General features: G+C 55.5%; 15 protein-coding genes and 1 tRNA gene. 6 read left to right on the top strand and 10 right to left on the bottom strand.

The genetic code is table 11. The annotated features are described in order from the left end of the window. Nucleotides 1-4: 4 nt before the first annotated feature. Nucleotides 5-1,435 (bottom strand): NAD(P)-dependent oxidoreductase, encoded by a 1,431-nt coding sequence (locus ACXAIA_RS03535; protein ID WP_475348131.1) that lies wholly within the window; start codon nucleotides 1,433-1,435, stop codon nucleotides 5-7. Nucleotides 1,436-1,700: 265 nt separating this feature from the next. On the opposite strand from ACXAIA_RS03535, the gene ACXAIA_RS03530 reads away from it, so the two are divergent. Both ACXAIA_RS03530 and ACXAIA_RS03525 read left to right on the top strand, forming a co-directional pair. Then, nucleotides 1,701-2,531: an undecaprenyl-diphosphate phosphatase gene (locus ACXAIA_RS03530; RefSeq protein ID WP_475348130.1), complete on the top strand. Its 831-nt coding sequence runs from the start codon at nucleotides 1,701-1,703 to the stop codon at nucleotides 2,529-2,531. A gap of 43 nt (nucleotides 2,532-2,574) precedes the next feature. Then, nucleotides 2,575-3,117 (top strand): GNAT family N-acetyltransferase, encoded by a 543-nt coding sequence (locus tag ACXAIA_RS03525; protein ID WP_475348129.1) that lies wholly within the window; start codon nucleotides 2,575-2,577, stop codon nucleotides 3,115-3,117. Here the strand turns inward: ACXAIA_RS03525 and ACXAIA_RS03520 are convergent. The 4 genes from ACXAIA_RS03520 to ACXAIA_RS03505 form a co-directional block, all read right to left on the bottom strand. Further along, a complete protein-coding gene (locus ACXAIA_RS03520; RefSeq protein WP_475348128.1) occupies nucleotides 3,114-3,389 on the bottom strand; it encodes a DUF3572 domain-containing protein in 276 nt (91 codons plus the stop codon). The genes ACXAIA_RS03525 and ACXAIA_RS03520 overlap by 4 nt on opposite strands. Before the next feature lie 28 nt (nucleotides 3,390-3,417). Further along, nucleotides 3,418-3,810, bottom strand: coding sequence for a hypothetical protein (locus tag ACXAIA_RS03515; protein ID WP_475348127.1), 393 nt, complete (start codon nucleotides 3,808-3,810; stop codon nucleotides 3,418-3,420). 68 nt (nucleotides 3,811-3,878) lie between these two features. Then, nucleotides 3,879-6,620, bottom strand: a complete 2,742-nt coding sequence (locus ACXAIA_RS03510) for a cation-transporting P-type ATPase (protein WP_475348126.1) — start codon at nucleotides 6,618-6,620, stop codon at nucleotides 3,879-3,881. Between the two features lie 289 nt (nucleotides 6,621-6,909). Further along, nucleotides 6,910-6,996 (bottom strand) — tRNA-Leu (locus tag ACXAIA_RS03505). Between the two features lie 220 nt (nucleotides 6,997-7,216). Here ACXAIA_RS03505 and ACXAIA_RS03500 point away from each other — a divergent pair. The 3 genes from ACXAIA_RS03500 to ACXAIA_RS03490 all read left to right on the top strand — a co-directional run bounded on the left by ACXAIA_RS03500 (nucleotide 7,217) and on the right by ACXAIA_RS03490 (nucleotide 9,952). Continuing rightward, on the top strand, nucleotides 7,217-8,620 hold the full coding sequence (locus ACXAIA_RS03500) for a hypothetical protein (RefSeq protein ID WP_475348125.1): 1,404 nt from the start codon (nucleotides 7,217-7,219) through the stop codon (nucleotides 8,618-8,620). A gap of 115 nt (nucleotides 8,621-8,735) precedes the next feature. After that, a complete protein-coding gene (gene bluB, locus ACXAIA_RS03495) occupies nucleotides 8,736-9,422 on the top strand; it encodes a 5,6-dimethylbenzimidazole synthase (RefSeq protein WP_475348124.1) in 687 nt (228 codons plus the stop codon). 275 nt (nucleotides 9,423-9,697) lie between these two features. Then, nucleotides 9,698-9,952, top strand: a complete 255-nt coding sequence (locus ACXAIA_RS03490; RefSeq protein ID WP_475348123.1) for a hypothetical protein — start codon at nucleotides 9,698-9,700, stop codon at nucleotides 9,950-9,952. A gap of 49 nt (nucleotides 9,953-10,001) precedes the next feature. On the opposite strand, the gene ACXAIA_RS03485 is transcribed toward ACXAIA_RS03490, so the two are convergent. From ACXAIA_RS03485 to ACXAIA_RS03465, 5 genes are all read right to left on the bottom strand, one after another. Continuing rightward, the gene (locus ACXAIA_RS03485; protein ID WP_475348122.1) at nucleotides 10,002-10,346 is read right to left on the bottom strand and encodes a hypothetical protein; all 345 of its coding nucleotides are present in this window, start codon (nucleotides 10,344-10,346) and stop codon (nucleotides 10,002-10,004) included. A gap of 70 nt (nucleotides 10,347-10,416) precedes the next feature. Continuing rightward, a complete protein-coding gene (locus ACXAIA_RS03480) occupies nucleotides 10,417-11,178 on the bottom strand; it encodes a competence/damage-inducible protein A (RefSeq protein ID WP_475348121.1) in 762 nt (253 codons plus the stop codon). Between the two features lie 62 nt (nucleotides 11,179-11,240). Next, nucleotides 11,241-11,672 (bottom strand): 8-oxo-dGTP diphosphatase MutT, encoded by a 432-nt coding sequence (mutT, locus tag ACXAIA_RS03475; protein ID WP_475348120.1) that lies wholly within the window; start codon nucleotides 11,670-11,672, stop codon nucleotides 11,241-11,243. A gap of 85 nt (nucleotides 11,673-11,757) precedes the next feature. After that, nucleotides 11,758-13,632, bottom strand: coding sequence for an O-linked N-acetylglucosamine transferase, SPINDLY family protein (locus ACXAIA_RS03470; RefSeq protein ID WP_475348119.1), 1,875 nt, complete (start codon nucleotides 13,630-13,632; stop codon nucleotides 11,758-11,760). Nucleotides 13,633-13,671: 39 nt separating this feature from the next. After that, nucleotides 13,672-15,714, bottom strand: coding sequence for an O-linked N-acetylglucosamine transferase, SPINDLY family protein (locus ACXAIA_RS03465; protein ID WP_475348118.1), 2,043 nt, complete (start codon nucleotides 15,712-15,714; stop codon nucleotides 13,672-13,674). A 241-nt stretch (nucleotides 15,715-15,955) separates the two neighbouring features. Here ACXAIA_RS03465 and ACXAIA_RS03460 point away from each other — a divergent pair, with 241 nt between their 5' ends. Continuing rightward, nucleotides 15,956-16,837, top strand: a complete 882-nt coding sequence (locus tag ACXAIA_RS03460) for an alpha/beta hydrolase (protein ID WP_475348117.1) — start codon at nucleotides 15,956-15,958, stop codon at nucleotides 16,835-16,837. Nucleotides 16,838-16,885 lie beyond the last annotated feature (48 nt).

Genomic DNA, 16,885 nt, shown 5'->3' with positions numbered 1-16,885 from the left:
GGGATTAAGCGGCAGCTTCTTTGCGCGCCAGCAAATATTGATCAATCCGGTCAGCCGCATCACGGCCATCTCGAATTGCCCAGACCACAAGCGATGCACCACGGGCAATATCACCAGCAGCAAACACGCCATCCAGATTGGTCATCATGGTGCGGAAGTCGATTTTGACAGTACCCCAGCGCGAAACACCAAGTTCCGGCGCATCAAACAGGGTCGGCAGATCTTCGGGTTCAAAACCAAGTGCCAGGATGACCATGTCGGCATCCATGGTGTAGCTTGAGCCTTCGATGATTTCCGGGCTCTGACGGCCACCGGCATCCGGGGCACCAAGGCGCATCTTGACTGCGCGCACACCGGTTACCTTGTCATCACCGACGAAAGCTTCCGGGTTGGTCAGCCAGACGAATTCAACACCTTCTTCCTCGGCATTGGCGACTTCGCGCTGCGAGCCCGGCATGTTTGCCCGGTCACGACGATAGAGACATTTGACCGATTTCGCGCCCTGACGGATCGCGGTACGAACACAGTCCATGGCAGTGTCACCACCGCCGATAACCACGACATTCTTGTCCTTGGCATTCAGGGTGCCGTCTTCATAAGCCGGAACCTTGTCACCGAGGCTGTGGCGGTTGGACGTGGTCAGATATTCAAGGGCGGGATAGACGTTATCAAGACCGGCACCCGGCAGTTTCAGATCACGTGCCTTGTAAACACCGGTCGCGATCAGAACGCTGTCATGTTTCTTGCGCAGGTCTTCAAGGGTCGCGTCACGGCCAACTTCGAATTCGGTGTGCATGACAACACCACCTTCTTCGAGAAGTTTCACGCGGCGTTCGACCACATCCTTTTCAAGCTTGAAGCCCGGAATACCATAAACCAGAAGCCCGCCCATGCGGTCATAACGGTCATAGATATGAACTTCATATCCTTTAAGGCGCAGCTGTTCAGCTGCGGCCATGCCGCCGGGGCCACCGCCGATGATGCCAACCGACATGCCGTTTTCCTTGGCCGGGACCGGCGGTTTGACCCAACCATTCGCAAAGGCGGTATCGGTGATGTATTTTTCGACCGACCCAATGGTGACGGCACCATGGGTCGATTGTTCGATCACGCAGTTGCCTTCGCACAGGCGGTCCTGCGGGCAAATGCGGCCGGTGACTTCGGGCATGTTGTTGGTTGCTGCCGAGATGGCATAAGCCTCTTCCATGCGACCTTCTGTGGTCAGGCGCAACCAATCGGGAATGTTATTATAAAGCGGGCAATGTGCCTGGCAGAAGGGCACACCACACTGCGAGCAACGCGCGGACTGGTCCGCTGCACTCTGGTCCTCGAACGGTTCATAAATTTCGTTGAAATCCGTGCGGCGCTCGGACGCCTCTCTTTTGTGCGGATATTTTTGTTCAATATGAACAAACTTCAGCATCTTTTCTGTCATGACGGCCCTCTGGAAGGGTTTTATGTTGCGGGTTTCGCTCTGTATACGTGTCGATGTGGCAAGAATCCAGCACAAAATACCATTTAGGTCAATAAAGCTGACTTAAATATCCGGATTAATTTTGCGGCCTTTCCGAGAAACGCCGACCAAATCACCGTAAGATTGTTTCAATAGTACCATAATGGTACTATTTATGCATTTCGCCAAAATGGGCTAAACTGCTATAAGCGATCAGTTTTTGCAGCGAACAGGCACCGAGGCGGGCGTGACCCTACAGCACATCATTCTTCTGGCGATCGTTCAGGGGATCACCGAATTTCTCCCCATCAGCTCATCTGGCCATCTGGTCCTGGCCCCTGCCATCACCGGCAGTGCGGATCAGGGTTTGTTGGTAGACGTCGCGGTGCATGTCGGCACTTTGGCCGCTGTTTTGATCTATTTCTGGCGTGATGTGTTCGCCATGCTCGGCGGATTCGTCCGGCTGTTTACCGGGCGAATCAATGCTGGCGCCCGCCTTGCCATTCATATCGTGCTGGCCACCATCCCGGTGATTGCCGTCGGATTCTATTTCAAGGTGTCAGGGATCGAAGAACAGCTGCGCTCGATCGAAATCATTGCATGGACCACGCTGGGCTTCGGGGTGTTGCTGTGGATTGCCGATAAGGTCGGCATGACGATCAACCGTCTGGAACATATGCGTTGGGGCGGTGCGTTGTTTATCGGCCTTGCACAGGTTCTGGCCCTTATCCCGGGGACAAGCCGGTCGGGCATCACCATGACCGCTGCGCGCTTTATGGGCTATGAACGTTCCGACGCTGCGCAGTTTTCGATGCTGATGTCGATCCCGGTTATTCTCGGTGCCGGTTTGCTGGCAGGGATCGATCTGCATCAGGCGGGTGACATCAACCTGACCCAGGACGTGCTGTTGGCAGCGGGCCTGTCCTTTATCACCGCACTCATTGCGATCGCCCTTTTGATGAGCTGGCTGAAACGATCCAGCTTCACCCCATTTGCGATTTATCGCATTTTGCTGGGTGGCGGGCTTCTGGTGTGGATTTATGTTTATGGCGGCGCGCCCCTGCCCTTCATGAGCTAAGACGCCAGACGTTTTTTCCTGACACCAGAACAAAGTGCCCCACATGTATCTGCGCCCCCTTAATCCGGTCACCGATGGTCCGGACCTGCATGTTATTTTCGGTGACGACGATTGTTGCCTTTGGCTGCCCGATCCTGCATTTCCCGATTTGGAAACGACCATTGCCAACCTTAGAAGCTGGACAACGGGTTATGAGACAACATCCTGGGTTGTCTGCGAAACCCCCGATGGACCCGCGCTTGGTCGCATCGCGCTTTATAATACCGGGCGGGACAAGGATATCTGGGAAGCGGCCTGCATGATCAATCCGGCTGCGCGCGGGCAGAATTATGCCGCGCGCGGACTGGCAGCAGCGATCGAGGATCTGTTTGCCAAAACATCGGCACGCCGTATCTTTGCCGATATTGACCCGGACAATCACGCATCCCAAAAGACGTTTGAAAAACTGGGCTTTACCCGCGAAGGCATTTTGCGCGGCGAATGGGAAACCCATATCGGCATCCGCGATTCCGTAATTTACGGATTGCTGCGCAGCGACCACCACCCTGAAATCGCCAACAAGCCGAAATTGCTTGGCCGAGGCTAGTCCTGCCAGATCGGGCCGCCGGAAAGGACGATTTGTGCGCGTGCCGGGTCTTCGGGGGCGTATTCCGAATCCTCGACAAAGCGCATCAGGAACGGCTCGTGCGACAGCAGAAATTCAAGGGCGCCACACTGCACTTCGTTTGATCCGATCCCGGCTTTGAGGTCATCAAGCCCCATGCCGGTTTGCGCGATCAGACCTTGCAGCAATTCCTCATCCCCGGCGATATGGGCAATGGCACGAATGGCAAGCGTTTCAGCTGCGTCCTTGTTCATGGTTTTGACTGCCTGCGTAAGCGTGTTTCTATTTAAACCATTGGGCTTTGGCCATGGCGCGCCAGATGACCAGACCGGCGATCACAATGACGCCTGCGGCGATGCCGCCAAGACCATTGCCCGCCATCAGAACCAAGCCCCAGAAGCCGACCGTACCAAAGCCGATTGCGAGGCTGAGGAAGGCGGATTTGGTCAGGGTGTCCTGATTTTTCTGGGCCATTTCGGCGCGCTTGATTTCATCGACGATCTCATACCAGGCCAGCTGCTGCCAACGGGAATATTTCAGCCCCTTGCGCGGTCCTTTACGCAGGAATTCATCAAGCTGTTTGACGATATTGGCAGCACGCTCTTCGGGGGCAACATATTTGCCCACTCGTTCTTTCTTGCGTGGGCCTTCGTCTTCTTCATCAGGTAGGAGCATGGTGGCCTGGCATCTGGTTGCGGCGATGCATCATGGATAGGCGACATCTGCTTTACATCCGGTAAACATCACCGTGACGCGCGTTTCTGCCAGCGGCGCAAAACCGCCTTTTCAATCTCGACCAGGACAAAGACGCTAAACCCGACGCCCACCGCCATGGCCCAGCCCAGCGGCGGGATGGCGACACTTTCAAACAGATACTGCATCGGTGGCGCATAGGTGTAGATCAGCTGGAAAATCACCACCAGTGCCACCGCGATCAGCACCGCGCGACTGCCAATCAGACCCTGTCGGTTGACGGCCGATGCGGTAAGGAAGCGGGCATTGAACAGATAGAACAGCTCAAACATAACAAGCGTGTTGACCGCCACCGTGCGGGAGACTTCCAGATCCGCACCGCGGTTCTGGAACCAGACGCACACCCCGAAAACCCCGATCACCAGAATGAGCGAGACAAAAACCGTCCGCCAGATCAGAAAGCCCGACAGCAACGGCGCATCGCGCCGGCGCGGTTGACGCTTCATGACATTGTCTTCGGCGGGCTCAAACGCGAGTGCCAAAGCCAGTGTCACTGCCGTGATCATATTGACCCAAAGGATTTGCGGGGCGGTGATCGGTAGCAACTGCCCCAGGGCCAGGGCCATAACGATGGTCAGGGCTTCCCCGCCGCTGCTGGGCAGGATGAACAGGATCGATTTGACGAGGTTGTCATAGACCGTGCGGCCTTCCTCCACCGCAGCCGCGATCGAGGCAAAATTATCATCGACCAGCACCATCTCGGCGGCCTCCTTGGCGGCCTCGTTGCCCTTTTGGCCCATGGCAACGCCGACATCGGCACGTTTGAGTGCCGGGGCATCATTGACGCCATCGCCGGTCATGGCAACGACATGGCCTTCGGCCTGCAGGGCCTTGACCAGACGGAGTTTATGTTCGGGGCTGGTGCGGGCAAATACGTTGGATTGGCTGGCGACATCACGCAAGGCGCCATCATCAAACCCGTCAAGCTCATGCCCGCTAACCACGCGTTCGCCGTCGCCCAGACCCAGTTGGCGGGCAATGGCGCCAGCGGTGATGGCATGATCGCCGGTGATCATTTTAACCGCGATCCCGGCGGCACGGCATTTGGCAACAGCGGCGATGGCTTCTTCGCGCGGCGGGTCGACCAGGCCATAAAGACCGATCAGCACCAGATCCTGTTTGACGTCATCAAAGACCAGCTGGTGATGGCCGTTATGGGTCGGGCGGAAGGCCAGTGCGAGAACCCGCTGGCCGTTTTCGGCCATTTCCTGCATGCGGGCTTCCCAATAGGGGCGGTCAAGGACCTCCTGAAACTCTGGTCCGCCTTGCGAGCTACACATGCCCAAAATACGTTCCGGCGCACCTTTGACATAGATGAAGCCATGGCCTTCGGCATGGTGATGCAGGGTCGCCATGAAACGATGTTCGGATTCAAACGGGATGACGTCATGACGCGGCAACAGACGGTTTTCCGCACCTGGCTCAAGTTCTGCCTTCATGGCAAGGGCAACCAACGCGCCTTCGGTCGGATCGCCATCGACCGACCATTGACCATCCGTTTCATGCAGACCCGCATCACTGCACAGCAACGCCCCGCGCGCCATTTCGGTCAGGCCCGGATGATCATCGAGCGTGACCGGTTTGCCATCCAGCTCAAACCCGCCTTCGGGGCGATAGCCGGTACCGGTCACGGCATAAAGATGCTTGCCGGTGGCAAGCGACTGCACCGTCATTTCATTGCGCGTCAGCGTGCCGGTCTTGTCCGAGCAAATCACACTGACCGAGCCAAGTGCTTCCACCACCGGCAGGCGGCGAATGATCGCACGGCGCGATGCCATGCGCTGTACGCCGGTGGCAAGCGCGATGGTCATGATGGCTGGCAGACCTTCGGGGATGGCGGCAACTGCCAGTGCGACCGCCCCGACAAACATATCCGCCGCCCCACGACCATGCACCCAGACGCCAATGGCAAAGGTGACAAAGGCGACCGCCATGATCGCGGCACTGAGCTTGCGGCCAAAAGTCGACATTTGCCTAAGAAGCGGCGTGGTCAGTGTGCTGACCTCGGACAGAAGCGCACTGATGCGGCCGATCTCGGTTTTGGCCCCGGTGGCAACAACCACGCCACAGCCCTGCCCGTGGGTGACCATGGTACCGGAATAGGCCATGGAAAAACGATCCCCAAGGGCTGCGTCCTCGGCCACCGATGAGACGGCCTTATCAACGGGCACAGATTCGCCTGTCAGAATGGCTTCCTGAATTTGCAGACCCTTGACCCGGATCAGGCGCAGGTCCGCCGGGACCTTGTCGCCCGATTGCAGATGGATGATATCGCCGGGCACGACATTTTCGGCGGGGATTTCGGTTTTGCGCCCGCCGCGTTCGACGATGGCGGCCAGCGACAGCATATTGCGGATCGCCTCAAGCGCGCTTTCCGCCCGGCCTTCCTGAACAAATCCGATGATGGCATTGATCACCACCACCGCCAGAATGACAGCCGTATCGACCCAATGCGCCAAGGCCGCCGTGACAAGGGCTGCCAGCAGCAGGACATAAATCAGCACATTGTTGAATTGCGCCAGAAAGCGGATCAGTGGCCCGCGCCGACGTGGTGGATCCAGACGGTTGGGGCCATATTGCGCCAGACGCGATGATGCTTGCTCTGCATCAAGGCCTTGCGGGCTTGTCTGGAAATCCTCCAGAGCCTGCTCGGCTGGCAAAGCGTGCCAGGGCCGGTCTGCTTGCACCGGGTTTTGGGAAATCTCGGCAGGTTTGGCGACGACTTTGTTCATGGCAATGCTGGCCTGTTGATGGCGCGATCAGCACATCACAAATCCTATCGCACTGCAACATTACTTACAAGCAGCCCAAACCGATCATCAGGTGACGAAAAGTGCTGCAGCCGCAATGACACCAAAGGCAATCATATGAACCATCATCATTCTCCTGCGTTCGCAATGAACCAAACATCCACAGCAAGACTGCGGATCAAGCATCACAGCGTGAAATACAAAGCAGAGGATTTGAGGGCGGGAATTCGACAATTTGATGCCGGGACCACGAATTGGTGGACCGGTGCGCTGGTGCGGGCGGCCGGACTTGAACCGGCAAAGCCTTAGGGCTGACGGATTTTAAGTCCGCTGCGTTTACCAATTTCGCCACGCCCGCGACGCGCGTTGGAACCGGTCAAGGCCGGTGCAAAGCGTTCTAGCGCGGCTTGGTTTTTGACGCAACATTCTATTGGTCCTTGCCCTCGCCTTTACGCGCCTGTGCCCGCATTCGAACTCACAGGCATCAATAGGGCAGAACTGCCCGTCTTTCTCCACATTCCGTGCATTTTCCTCTGTCAGGCTAAGTCGCTGACCCGAACAGAGATGTTTAACGTCAGATGCACAGGCCTTTTCAAACTGCCGTGGTTGCCACGGTCTGTCTGGCGGCCATCGCCTATGTTGTTCGCCGCGAGACAAACCAACCGCCCATTATCGCGCCGGCCTTGGCCAGCGATGATGGCGCGCGCCCGGATGCGCCGGTTTTGCGCAACAAGACCACCACGCGCAGCGCAAACCAGCGCCGCCACATGAACCGCCTTTATGACAAGATGGACGAGGACCTTTATGACAGCCGGGTCGCCCCGCTGCTGTCTGAAAGCTTCCTTGCCCCACCGCAACAAGCGACCGAGCATCTGCAATTTGGCGCCGGCACGCCGACGCCAAGCGAGATTCTGGCCGGTCGCACTGCGTTGTCATCACTTGCACGCAGGATTGATTTTGACAGTGCGGCGGGTACCTTTCCCGCCCAATCGCGCAGCGCCCATGCGCCGATCAGCATCTGGCTTGCGGGCAATCATTCAGAACTTGAAAACCGCATTACCGGGTCGGGCTATGACCCGGGGCTTAGTGGCGACACCATTTCGATTGATAGCGGGGTTGATTATCTGGTGGATGACGGGTTGGTGCTTGGCCTTGGTATTGGCTGGGGCAGCACGGTTGGAGAATCCGGTACCCGGCAATTGCATTACCGCGAGAACAACCTGGCCCTGTCGCCCTATTTCGTTTCAAGGGTGACCGACTGGTTTAACCTGCGTGGCAGTATCAGTTTGGGGCAAAGCACCATTGCCCAATCGCCGATTGGCACGGTGCCCGATCATGTGCACTACGCCGAAACACTTGATAGCACCAGCATTTCAAACAGCATCGGGTTTGGGTCTAATTACGAATTCGGTGCGATGCCGCTAAGCATTCAGCTTGATGGCGACGTGATCACGGCACGCGAATATGTTGACGCCGCGCGCGCGACAGACGGCGGACTTGTGGCCGGCAGCACGGCAACCACCCAGCTTTTTGATGCCTCGGTCGAGGCGCGCTATCGCCTTGCCCTTGGCAATCACGAGATCATCCCGTTTGCCGGACAGGAAGAAACCGTCTCGCTTCTCAATCAGAATTACGGGCGCAGCGGATCGACGCGCTACTACGCCGGGTCGGAATATGCCTATGACCCGCTAAACTTTGACCTCAGCATTCAGGGTTTTCGCGATCATGCCACCGGGGCTGAGGACATTACCGGCATTCGATCGGAATTCTCGTTGGTCCATGATGTGGCGCGATCCTCGATGACGCTTGAACCGTTTGTCAGTGTCGAGAGTACCAATCTTTATCTTGATACCGGTGGCGGCATTACGCAGCAGTGGGGTCGCTTCCCTGCCAGTGTCAGTTTCGAGCTACGGCGCAAACTGACCTATGAAGTTGCGCATGGGGATTACACCGGGCTTCTCACCATAGATGTGCCGTTCTGACGGTAATACGCCAGCAATCGCATGATGTCATCATCTTGCTATTGGCGAGATCGGCGCTGGCAGGTAGGGTGCAAAGCAATTGAAAGTTACCCCGCAATTCCATCAGGCCCGCGCCATGACCAAATCAGATCAGATTGCCGAAAACACTGCCGAGGACATTGATCCGACGCCGCCGGTTTTCGACACGGCCTTCCAGAAGCAGTTCATTGATTTGTTGCTGTGGCGGCGTGATGTCCGGCGTTTTCGCACCGATCCGATCCCCCGGGAAGACATCGACGACCTGATCAAGGAAGCCTGCCTGGCCCCATCGGTTGGCAATTGCCAGCCGTGGCGTTTTGTGAAGGTCAATGATCCCGATCGCCGCAAATCAATCCGCGACAGTTTCGAGCGCGCCAACAATGAAGCACTCAATGACTATCACGGTGAGCGTGCCAAGCTTTATGCGTCACTGAAGCTGCAGGGTATGGATCAGGCACCGGTGCAACTGGCGGTCTTCGCCGATGAAGAAACCGAAGCCGGCATGGGATTGGGGCGCAAGACCATGCCCGAGATGCTTGATTATTCGGCTGTGGCAGCGGTGCAGTTGCTGTGGCTGGCCGCGCGCGTCAAGGGGATCGGGGTTGGCTGGGTGTCGATCCTTGAGCCTGATGTTGTCGGCAAAACACTTGATGTCCCCGACCATTGGCGCCTGATTGCCTATCTTTGCATTGGCTATCCGGAACAGGATCATGTCGTGCCCGAACTGGTACGCGAAGGCTGGCAGGATCGCATTGATCCCGACGCGCTGACACTTGAACGCTAGAGCGTGTTGCATCAAATTCTCTTCACTTTGCCGAGGACATCCTTCTGTCCGGCAAGGAAAGGTCCGCTGCGCGTAGCGGGGCTACGGTCAAGGACCTTGACGCTTCGGGGCGGAAGGATGTCGCGGCCCACAGGGTTTGTCTTTGGCGGCGTTTCGCGGCGTTACACCGTTTGACCGATACGCCGCATCGCTCTGCTCGCTGTGCCTTGCCAAACCACACGCCAAAAACAAACAAAGCGAGGAGAATTTGATGCAATACGCTCTAGGAACACGACATGTCTGGCGATGAAAACAAGGCGAACACCCCCAAACAGCCCCCGCAGAAAAAGGGGCTGTCGAGTGGCGTCTATTTCAAGATTCTCGGCTATATCCTGACCGCAGGTTGGGTCGGGTTCATTCTGGCGGTCTCCGGTGGGGATTCAAACCACCCGCTGTTTGATTACATCTTTATCGTCCCACTGGCGGGCTGGATCATCGGCATGCTGGTGGCCCGGGTTATCGCCAAAAAATCAGCCGAAGACCAAGCCTGATCAAGGGCATCTGCACAAATGACAAAGGCGCCGATCACGGCGCCTTTTCCTATTTGCGGTTATGGTCATTGCGGTTGCGCGTTCGCTCGTCGCGGTAGCGGTCATTATCCGAAAAACCGCCCATTGTCATGATCCCGATACCCAGGCTGATGCCGCCAAAGGTCACGAACAGGCCAAAGAACAACAGGAAGATAAAGATCGGTGCATCACGCGATGACATCGCAAGGCTGTAAATCCCGCCAATATCGAAAAACAGAACCAGTGCGCCAAAAACCAATGCACCAAAACCGCCATAGGCGGTGTGTTCGATCATGAATTTGACAATCGACCGCGCTTCGCGCGCGGCCTGACTGTTGCGGCGATCTTCATGCTGATCTCGGTTCTGGTCGGTCATGTTCTCTTCCCGTCAAAAGGTCAGAACAATTCTAGGCATCACGCGTGACGGTTACCTTGACCAAACGCAATCAAACAGCGCCGGTGTCTTCGATCACGTCCTTTCCGCCCTCGATGATGGCAAGGCGAATACGATCTGATGCCTGGTTGACGTCATCGGGCTCCTCGCCGCGGACGACCAATGTCGTACCAAGCTTGCCTTCGCGCAGGAACGGATAGGACCCGATATCGGTTGCCGGAAAATCACCCTGGATTTCAGCCAGCACCTTGGCGATCGAGCCTTCGGGGATGTAACCCCCGACAGAGCGCGAGACCATGGGTTTGCCGCCGATCAACTGATGTTTGATGCCCTGGAACATGGCCTGCATGATCATCGGCACACCGGCCATGACATAGACGTTCTCCATGCGAAAACCCGGCGCCTTGGAAATCGGGTTTTGGATCAGTTCCGCCCCGACCGGAATGCGCGCCATGCGCAGGCGCGCTTCATTCAGGTCTTCAGGGTTGTCGTAGTGGCTTTTAAGCAATGCGTGGGCGTGTGCATTCAGTTCGATATCAACGCCAAATGCCTTGGCAACGCATTCAGACGTGATGTCATCATGGGTCGGGCCGATGCCACCGGTGGTAAAGACGTAATCAAACTTTGCCCGGCATTCATTGACCGTGGCAATGATGGTGTCTTCGATATCGGGGATGACACGGGTTTCGGCCAGCCGCACACCCAGCGTGTTCAGTTCTTCTGCCAGATAGGGCAGGTTCTTGTCATGGGTGCGGCCAGACAGGATTTCATTGCCGATAATAATCAGACAGGCACGGACCGGATCAGACATCATATCCCCACAACATCATTCAAATTCTTTTGCCCTGAACCATACGCCGAAAACGCGCGGGTGGCTCACAGGAAATCGCGCAGCATTGCGACAAGCGGCACATCAGCCGGCGGCATCGGATAATCACCCAGGCGCACCGGGCGCACCCATTTCACCTGCTGGCCTTCCATCGGTGTGATGTCACCTTTCCAGACACGGCAGAGATAAAGCGGCATCATCAGATGGAAGTCATCATAGGTGAAGGACGCAAAGGTAAAGGGTGCCAGGCAGCTTTCAGTGATATCAATGCCAAGCTCTTCCTTGAGCTCGCGCACAAGCGCCATTTCGGGGGTTTCCCCGGCCTCGACCTTACCGCCGGGGAATTCCCAAAGGCCTGCCATGGATTTGCCTTCCGGGCGCTGGGCGATCAGCACGCGATGATCAGTATCGACGAGTGCCACCGCACTGACGAACACGGTTTTTTCCGGGATTTTGCCCTGGCGCAGGTCAACCGACATGCAGCCTTTATCTGGTTGTTCTATTGTCATGGCACTGTTTTATCGCGCCATCAAACCTTCGCCAAGAGCAGAAAGCACCGCCTCGTCAAACTTCGATGTCATCAGGCGCCAATCCGTTGAGGTATCGACCATAAGCCGCTTCATACCCGGCTTCGAGATCGCGGGTATAGCCTTCTGAGTCAAACAGTGGGCAGGTCTTATTCTGATCCTTCACCTTCTGTTTCAAGGCCGCAATTTTTTCGGGGTTAAGCGCCAAATCAAGAGCAATGGCCTCGTACTCGGCTGCGTCCTTTGCAATCAGTTCCGGCAGGTTTGCAGCCCTAAGGATACTTGCAGCCACCCGGGCAGCAAATTGTTCGCCGGGCAGAGTGACAAGCGGCAAACCGGCCCAAAGCGCGTCACTGGCTGTGGTGTGGGCGTTGACGTTAAAGGTATCAAGCAACAGGTCGCCATGTTTGTGCCGGGCAAGGTGTTCCGCTGGCGACAGTTTTTCAGCAAAGACAAGACGATCCGGACCGACACCACGTTTTTGTGCCTCGTTGCGCAAGTTTTGCGCCGCGTAGTCATTGCCCTTGAACAACCAGAGCACCGACCCATCGACCTGTTTTAAGAGCCGCATCCAGATATCAAATTCGGTGGGGGAGATCTTGTAGGTGTTGTTGAAACTGCAGAAAACGAACCCGTTATCCGGCAAGCCGAAATCAGCGCGCGTTGTGTTCGTCTCGGGAATGCTGCGCTGATCATCGTTGGGCTGATAACAGTGCGGCAGATAGAGCGGTTTTTCCGCCAGATACTGTTTATGCGTTTCAGGAACCGTAACCTTATCAACGACCATATAATCAATGAATTCGGCCCCGATGGTCCCGGGATTGCCAAGATAGTTGATCTGAACCGGGGCAGCACGGCGTGCAAAAATGCCGATCCGGCCCAGTTTCGTGTGGCCCTTGAGATCAATCGCAATATCGATCTTCTTTTCGCGCGCAAGTGCGACAATCGCATCATCCGACGCCCGTTCAACATCGGAAAAACTTTCAAAGTATCCCTTGGCTTGATCAAGACTTTGGCTGTCCTTGATCAAGCCGTATGAGAAGGCGTGAATTTCAAACTTGTCGTGATCGTGATGGCGCAGAAGCCCCATCATCAGCGAAAGCGTCGCGTGATCCTGAAAATCGGCCGAAAAATAGCCAATGCGCAACTTACCTGGTCGTTCGGTTGGCCGGGGCAATTGCCATGGGGCGCCGCGACCAAAATTCACCATCACGAGCCTTTGGCTGCGGACCAATTGGCGCTCCGGTGCATCTTCGAGTTTCAGCAGCGGAAATGGTGAAACGACTTCCCCCTCAACGCCGAGCGTGCTGGCAGCCCGCGAAAACGCGTCAAACCCGGACCAGTCGCACATCATCGCCATCGTGTAATACTGGCTGGTCAGAGCACTTTTCATCGTGGGGGCAAGAGAATACGCCTTAGCATAGCCTTGGGCAGCGGCCTGTAACTGCCCCTTGATGAAGAAAGCTTTGCCCATATTGCTATAAGCGTCTGCAAGTTTCGGGTCGAGCTGAAGCGCCTTGGCAAAATACTGTAGCGCAGTATCGACCTGCCCCACCTTAAGCAGAACATTGCCAGCACTGTTATAGGCCAGCGCATAGTTTGCATCGCAATTGACAGCATTCTGAAAACATTGCAGCGCTTCGTTAAACTTGCCGATGCTTTGATAAAACGTGCCAAGATTTTGGTGCGATTTCGGGCTTTGAGGCGCAAGTTCCACGACCTTCTCGAAACAACGAGCGGTCTGAACATGGTCCTTTTTCAGAAAATGGGCATTTGCCAAGAGGTCCCAAAGCACGACCGAATTGGGGTTTGTTTTCAGGTGTTCGTCGCATATGGCAATAGCCAGATCAGGCTCATTGCTGCGCATGGCCTTTTGAACGCGCGATACCACATTTTCCAGAGCCGCACTCAAAACTTCTTCCTCATTCCCGGTACAAAACTCGCCAACATGTTACGAACTGACAAGGTCAATGTCTGCAGGCGCCTTACCCGCGAGATAGCGTTCATAGGCTGCGTCATAGCCCCGCTCCAGATCAAGGGTATATGATCTGGTGTCAAACAGCGGGCAGGCTTTGACGTTTTCTGTCACCTTGGCTTTCATGGCAGCCAGCTTTTCCGGATGAAGCGCCAGATCAAGGGCAATCGCCTCGTAGTCTTCTTCGGATGTGGCAATCAGCTCAGAAAGGTTTGCGGCCTTTAAAACGCTTGCAGCCACACGGGCGGCAAACTGCTTCCCGGGCAAGGTAACCAGCGGCAACCCGGTCCAAAGCGCATCACTTGCCGTCGTATGCGCGTTCACATTGAAGGTATCCAGAAACAGGTCGGCGTGTTTATGGCGGGCAAGGTGCTGTGCCTCTGGCAGGAAGCCTGCAAACACAAGGCGCGCTGGATCCGCACCCCGATTGCCTGCTTCTTTTCGAAGGTTGTGCATTGCATCTTCGCTGCCTTCGAACAGCCACAGCACAGAGCCATCGACCTTATCAAGAAGTCGCATCCAGATATCAAATTCACGCGGTGAAATCTTGTAATTGGCATTAAAGGAGCAGAACACAAAACCGTCTTCCGGCAAGCCAAGCTCGCTGCGGGTTTGCGTATTTTCTGGAAATTCCCGACCGCCGTCATTTGGTTGATAGCAGTTCGGCATATAGATGATTTTTTCGGAATAGGCGTTTTTGTAGTCGTCGGGGACGATGGTGTGATCGGCGATCAGATAATCGATATAATCCGCCCCCAACGTTCCCGGATAGCCAACATAGTTGATCTGGATTGGTGCCATGCGAGGGGCAAATAGTTGCGGTCTTCCGTTCTGGGTATAGCCTTTGAGATCAATCGCGATATCAATCCTCTGCTCGCGCGCATGCTGAACAATTTCGGCATCGGACGCATTGCGGACATCCCAGTTGTAATCAACCATTTTCTGGAGCTCACCGCGGCGCCACCCGTCTGTCACACTACCATAGCTGTAGGCGTGAATTTCAAAGCGGCTTTTGTCATGCGCAGCAAAAAGCCCCATCATCAGGGAGAGCGTCGCGTGATTATGAAAATCAGCAGAGAAATAGCCGATTTTCAGTTTTTCCGGACGCGATGCAGGGCGTGGAAACTGTTTAGCGGGATCACGCGTGGCAAGTTCCTGTGCCCGGTTTTCCGAGCGTTTTTTCTGCGCATATGGATCGTCCTCGAAATGCAGCAGGGAAAACGGTGAAACGGAATTTCCCGGCTTTCCCAGCGGCCTTGTATGTTGCAACTCGGGGGCAAGCGGCGCCCAGTCGCAGATTTGCGCGCGTGCATGAAGAAAATCGGAAAGTGCGGTCATGCTATCAGGTCGAAGTTTCGCAACCTTTTCAAACGCCTGCTTGGCCGCCCCGCGCTTATTCTTGCGATACAGGATAATACCGAGATTCTGGTATGGCTTGGCCAAGTCCGGATCGTATTTTATTGCTTGGACACAGAATTTTTCGGCTTCGTCAAAACGCCGCATTTCCAAGAGAACGCCACCAATGGCATTCAAAACCCCGGCATTCTCAGGTTCTATGTAACTGGCATTCTGAAAGGCTTGCAGGGCCAGTTCGTACTTGTTCTGCTCGGAAAACAACGTCGCAATATTGACCCAGGCCATGCCGAAGTTTTTATCAAGCTCGATGGCTTTGCGCAGACATTTTTCTGCTTCTACCGAGTTCTGACTTCTGGAATAGCCAAGCCCCAAAAGGTTCCACACCTGGGCACTGTTAGGTGCATCCTCGACGAGTTTTCTGGCGAGCTCGATACCCTTTGCATATGCACCTTGATCAATGAATTCTCTGGCCTTCACAAAAGCCTGCTGGGCAGACATACCAGCACCCGATGCGGCATCACGCAACTTTTCAAGCGCTGCTTTGGCGCGCGTGTTTTTCGGGTAGTCCTGAAGAAACAGTTCATAGAGTTTAATGGCCTCGTCGATCTGGCCCTGTTTTTCCAGTTTTCTGGCACGCTTGGACAGTTGATCAAAAGAGGACACCTTGACTGAATCTCCGTATTTGTAATTCGCGTAAAAAGTTTAAAAGCAGGCCATTAAGGACTGATAAACGCAGGTGCCAACAATACACCTGCAATGCGCGCCTTTATAAGCATTGATGACCGAAACCAGGGACACACTTGTGTGATACGCAGGCCCCGTCGAAAAAATTGTTTTAAACGGATCATGATCGACTAACGTATTGAAGATACAAAGTTTGAATTTGCACTGGTCCGTACCCCGAATGCTTGCCAAGAAATTCCTGACCGTGACCACCAACTCACTCGTCGCAATGGTGCTGCTGGCAGGCTGTGACAAGCTTGGTGCTTATAACCACTGGCAGTCCGGGGATATCAAACCCGATGTGGCGGCCCTTTCCTATGGTCCGGATGCGCGGCAGCTTCTTGATCTTTATCTGCCAAGCCCATCAATGCAGCCTGCGCCGCTTTTGATGTGGTTTTATGGTGGGTCCTGGGATTCCGGGGATCGTTCGAAATATGCCTTTGTCGCCAGGCGCTTTGCCGAGCTTGGCTATGCGGTTGCCATTCCTGATTACAGACTGGTGCCTGATGTTCATTTCCCGACCTTTATTGAGGATGGGGCATCTGCGCTTGCACAGATGAAGCACTATGCCGGGCAGAAACCCGATCAGATCAAGGATGTGCCCTTCATGCTGGCCGGGCATTCTGCCGGGGCCTATAACGCCATGCAGGTCGTGGCTGATCCCAACTATCTGCAATCGGTCGGGCTGGGTGCAGGTGACATTGCCGGGATTATCGGCCTGTCAGGGCCGTATGATTTTTATCCATATGATGTTGCCGCGACTCAAAATGCGTTTGGCGATACGCCGGCACATGACAGCCAGCCGGTCGAGATGGACCTGGCACATATGCCACCGCTTTTGCTGATTACAGGCACGCGTGATCATACCGTGCTGCCGCGCAATTCACGCAGACTGGCGGAACTGGCACCAAAGGCCGACCTGATAGAAGTATCTGATACCGGCCATGCCGGAACGCTGATTGCGCTTGGGTTTTATCTGACAACCGATGATGCAGTTCTGGGGCCGGTCAAACAGTTCCTGAGCGATACCCTACCAAGCACGACACTTGCGACAAGCGACTGACAAAGAAAAAGCGCGCATCCCGGAGGAAGCGCGCTTTTTTCCAACATC

This window comes from Thalassospira sp. ABL2_045, from assembly GCF_056161285.1.
The sequence above is the reverse complement of the archived record's forward strand: the minus strand, read 5'-3'. Positions and strand labels throughout refer to the sequence as shown.

Excerpts from the sequence above, each read along its gene's own strand:
- ACXAIA_RS03535 (WP_475348131.1), bottom strand. The coding sequence starts at position 1,435 with ATGACAGAAAAGATGCTGAAGTTTGTTCATATTGAACAAAAATATCCG.
- ACXAIA_RS03525 (WP_475348129.1), top strand. The coding sequence starts at position 2,575 with ATGTATCTGCGCCCCCTTAATCCGGTCACCGATGGTCCGGACCTGCAT.
- ACXAIA_RS03520 (WP_475348128.1), bottom strand. The coding sequence starts at position 3,389 with ATGAACAAGGACGCAGCTGAAACGCTTGCCATTCGTGCCATTGCCCAT.
- ACXAIA_RS03515 (WP_475348127.1), bottom strand. The coding sequence starts at position 3,810 with ATGCTCCTACCTGATGAAGAAGACGAAGGCCCACGCAAGAAAGAACGA.
- ACXAIA_RS03510 (WP_475348126.1), bottom strand. The coding sequence starts at position 6,620 with ATGAACAAAGTCGTCGCCAAACCTGCCGAGATTTCCCAAAACCCGGTG.
- ACXAIA_RS03500 (WP_475348125.1), top strand. The coding sequence starts at position 7,217 with ATGCACAGGCCTTTTCAAACTGCCGTGGTTGCCACGGTCTGTCTGGCG.
- bluB (WP_475348124.1), top strand. The coding sequence starts at position 8,736 with ATGACCAAATCAGATCAGATTGCCGAAAACACTGCCGAGGACATTGAT.
- ACXAIA_RS03490 (WP_475348123.1), top strand. The coding sequence starts at position 9,698 with ATGTCTGGCGATGAAAACAAGGCGAACACCCCCAAACAGCCCCCGCAG.
- ACXAIA_RS03485 (WP_475348122.1), bottom strand. The coding sequence starts at position 10,346 with ATGACCGACCAGAACCGAGATCAGCATGAAGATCGCCGCAACAGTCAG.
- ACXAIA_RS03480 (WP_475348121.1), bottom strand. The coding sequence starts at position 11,178 with ATGATGTCTGATCCGGTCCGTGCCTGTCTGATTATTATCGGCAATGAA.
- mutT (WP_475348120.1), bottom strand. The coding sequence starts at position 11,672 with ATGTCGGTTGACCTGCGCCAGGGCAAAATCCCGGAAAAAACCGTGTTC.
- ACXAIA_RS03460 (WP_475348117.1), top strand. The coding sequence starts at position 15,956 with ATGCTTGCCAAGAAATTCCTGACCGTGACCACCAACTCACTCGTCGCA.